The organism is Massilimicrobiota sp. An105 (assembly GCF_002161155.1).
Classification (GTDB): domain Bacteria; phylum Bacillota_I; class Bacilli_A; order Erysipelotrichales; family Coprobacillaceae; genus Allocoprobacillus; species Allocoprobacillus merdigallinarum.
This window is the reverse complement of the sequence record NZ_NFLY01000081.1, coordinates 1-3528: the sequence shown is the minus strand read 5'-3', so window position 1 is coordinate 3528 and position 3528 is coordinate 1. Positions and strand designations below refer to the sequence as shown.

General features: G+C 34.8%; 4 protein-coding genes and 1 pseudogene. All 5 read right to left on the bottom strand.

The features are described from left to right. Positions 1–217: 217 nt before the first annotated feature. On the bottom strand, positions 218–568 hold the full coding sequence (locus B5E48_RS13135) for a DUF6618 family protein (RefSeq protein WP_087305575.1): 351 nt from the start codon (positions 566–568) through the stop codon (positions 218–220). Between the two features lie 2 nt (positions 569–570). Then, positions 571–1374, bottom strand: coding sequence for an ExeA family protein (locus B5E48_RS13130; RefSeq protein WP_087158615.1), 804 nt, complete (start codon positions 1372–1374; stop codon positions 571–573). 2 nt (positions 1375–1376) lie between these two features. Further along, positions 1377–2615: a DDE-type integrase/transposase/recombinase gene (locus tag B5E48_RS13125; RefSeq protein ID WP_087158616.1), complete on the bottom strand. Its 1239-nt coding sequence runs from the start codon at positions 2613–2615 to the stop codon at positions 1377–1379. 36 nt (positions 2616–2651) lie between these two features. Next, complete coding sequence (locus tag B5E48_RS13670; RefSeq protein WP_158097308.1) at positions 2652–2816, bottom strand: hypothetical protein; 165 nt, start codon at positions 2814–2816, stop codon at positions 2652–2654. 132 nt (positions 2817–2948) lie between these two features. Next, positions 2949–3224 (bottom strand): annotated as a pseudogene (locus tag B5E48_RS14150) (DUF6431 domain-containing protein); the annotation flags it as partial. Between the last annotated feature and the right edge of the window lie 304 nt (positions 3225–3528).

Below are 3528 nucleotides of genomic sequence, written 5' to 3'. Positions count from 1 at the left end.
AAGGAGAAAGAAGAAAAGGAAAAATTGCTTCTCAATTAAAAAGATATGCACATGAAAAAAACAAATTTTGAGCGATATAGGGATATTGCGCCCAAAAACAGGGAAAACAGAAGAAAAATTAACAAAAATATTACATCTTGAAATCAGAAGAAGAGAAAAGATGTTTTTTTATTGCCTAAAAACAGAAAAAGAAAAGAGCTGAAACAAAATCAACTCTTTAAAAAGTTATTTCGTTACAGCCCCACCATAAATTTAAATTGACATGCATCTCTTTTAACACTGATGCAATACTTGTTGCATCTATGATATTCTCTAATACCTTACATAGCTTTTCTAGATTCCAGTAATAATCATGCAACTCTGCCAGTCCACAACCCTTGTCAATTTCAGGAAAGCATATCCAATTCCCATTGCTTCCCATGCCCAGGTATGATTTTAATTTTGTTCCCTGGCAGTAAACTGTAAATTCTACATAATTCTCACAACACCATATATCGCTGACTTTTGTATTCCATGTTTTTGTTTTATATGTGCACGTACATTCAAATGACTCTATTTTCTTTTTCATGTCTAATTCATATCCACTTCATTAACAGCCATCATGACAATTTCGTTATTGATATCTCTTATTTGTCTATTGGCTCCTATAATGAGGCATTGAGTAAGAAGATTGTTTAATTTTCTTATCGATCCCTGACAGCTGTTTCCCAGAGCGGTCATTGCATCTTCTGTAAATAATGGAACATTTAATCCGGCAGCTTTTAATTTTGATTCGACATATGATTTGATTTCCTGTGGCTCTAGTCCAATGATCTGATACTGAATCGTGATCCTTTGTCTTATGGCCTCATAGGAATTGTATTTAAGCGTATTGACAAGCGTTGGCAATCCCGCAAGTATAAGGACACAGTGATTTTTTGAATCCATATCAAAATTCATGAGAAGCTTGATATCATTAAGTATTTCGCTTCTTAGATATTGTGCTTCATCCAGGATGATGATTGGAATAATTCTTTTTTCACTGTTCATCCTTTTAAGATATTCCTGAATATTCATAAAATTATCTATCTTGCTTGATCCTACCTCCAACCCAAGAGATCCTGCAAGATATCTATAAAACTGGATCGTTGTCAGAGTTGACATAGGCATATACACAACCTGATAAAGTGAGGGATTCAATGAGGAGACAAACTGTCTCAAGGCATAAGTTTTACCTACACCTGGTCGCCCTGTAAAAACGCCAATACCTTTTGTCTGACACAGGTAGGCAAGACGCCCCTGCATTTCCTTAAAATCAATTGTTTCTACGGTTGTATCTGTCACATCCTTTTGAAATGGGTTATAACTTAATCCATAAAATAATTTCATATCCATATTTATTCATCCTTTCCCTGAGAAAACAGAGGGGCCTGTCTTTTGATCTGACTATTTTCTACTCTATTGACCCTATATATTTCTTTTAGTGTTCCATCGCTGCTTTGAAGATAAATATGCTTCATGTCTGGAATATAACGAATGATGACTCTTTTGCCTATATGATTCTGGGAAGTTTCATACGATTCACCATTAATTCTTACAAGTGCATCATTGCCTACCTTTCTTTCAACGGTATGCATAAATGCCTGGCTGATAATACGATCATCCTTTCTGACGAGTTTATCTGCATCTTCAAGAAAACGATCAACAGGTGTTTTTTTGAGGATGGAATGGATGGTATTGTTTTTTTGATTGATGAAGAAGGCAAGACTCTTTTCAAGCATTTCAAGAGAATGGAAATCATCATAATTGATATTGAACATCCATCCTTCCTTGATTGTCTTAAATGTTCTTTCTATTTTTCCTTTCTGGTTGCCATGATAGGCTTTTGCGTGAAGAAGCGAAATACCAAGATTGGCACAGATAAGTGAGAGCTGAACATTTTTATAGGGAGCGCCATTATCGGCATATAATCTTTTTGGAATACCATATTTTAAGATGGCTTCTTTCAGGGTCAGCTGTACATTGACGGCATTATCAGCCAGATAAAAACCATATCCAACTATCAGTCTTGAAGCATCATCGATAATGGCTATCAGATAGGTTTTATATTTTTTTCCATCTATCGAAATAATGGGGCCATGACTTGTATCAATCTGCCATAGATCATTTGCATATCTCATTTCAAAAGCTCTCATATCTTCACCAGAGACAACATTAAGCTTGTTTTTTATCTTTCCAACAAATCGGATGACGGTAGAAAGAGAAACTTCAGATGACGAAATAAGTCCTTCATCAATAAGTTCATTGTAGATCGATGTAGCCGTCTTCCTGAAATTTTCTTTTTTCTTTTCAATGATGATCTGCTGAATTTCAGATGACAAGGCTCTCAGTTTACCGTTATCAGCACGTGGCTTTGAATAAAGCCCGTTGAAGCCCATATCCTTATATCTTCTAAACCACCATCTGATGGTTTCGTGGCTGAAGCGTTTGATGCTTCCGTCCGGAAGGATGTAAGTTTTCATGGAGACATTGACGCAGTAAGCCTTGATGGAAGTTTCAGTATAGGTTCCATTGATCAGTGGAGCGATGAGATTGTACTTAAACAATGCCATTTCGTGTTCTAAATCTGTTTTCATATTGTTTTTTCCTCCTGATAATAGTATAAATCACTCTTATTCAGGATTATAGCCAACTGTCATGTGATTGACGGGCAGATAAATACCATGGAAAAAACGTTTGGGAATACGCTGCATAAAAAACAAAAAGAACATATGAAAATAATCAATCATAAAATCATGATCAAATTTTTTTGAAAAGTCATGATTGATGATCTTCATGCGTTCTTCATGAAATTGCCTGTAACTGCATATGAGTGCCTCTACAGTCTGTATGGAGATATTGAGGGCAGATGAAATCTTTGAAACAGAAAGATGACCTTTTAAATAAAGGTCGAAAAGACGTAGAATAAAGGGAGAAGAAAAATAGCGATAAGGAATGATGATATCAGGAAGGAGCGCATGCGTACTTCCACATGATTCACATCTTATGCGCTGCACAGTAATATATTCTTCAGTGCTGTTCAACAGATATCTATCATAGACTGCGTGATTATGAAAAAGTCCGACCGTTTTGCATTTAGGACAGACAAGAAGAAGATAATTAATGCGTCTGATATCTTCAAGATATCTATTATTGTCATATTTATCATTGAGAGTGTTGTTTTTAAATGTAATAAATGATATCATATAAATGGTTGGAGAGAAAGTAGAGAGGCTGTGGTGGTTGCATCTATTTTCTCTTTTCCTTTCCTCTAAGATTTTAATACAACCTTATTATAAAATAATCACATTAAATTAAAAATAAAAATCAACCATTTAAATTAATTTGACGAAATTATGGCTGATTTTTTTAATTTAATGTAAGAATTAACATTATATCCATTGTCGTGGATGACTTCTTTCCAAGTACGCAAACTTTGAGGCTCCACGACCTTTTTTTATCATCATGTCATGAAAATATGATATAATGTAAGTGCGTATTTGGAGGTAA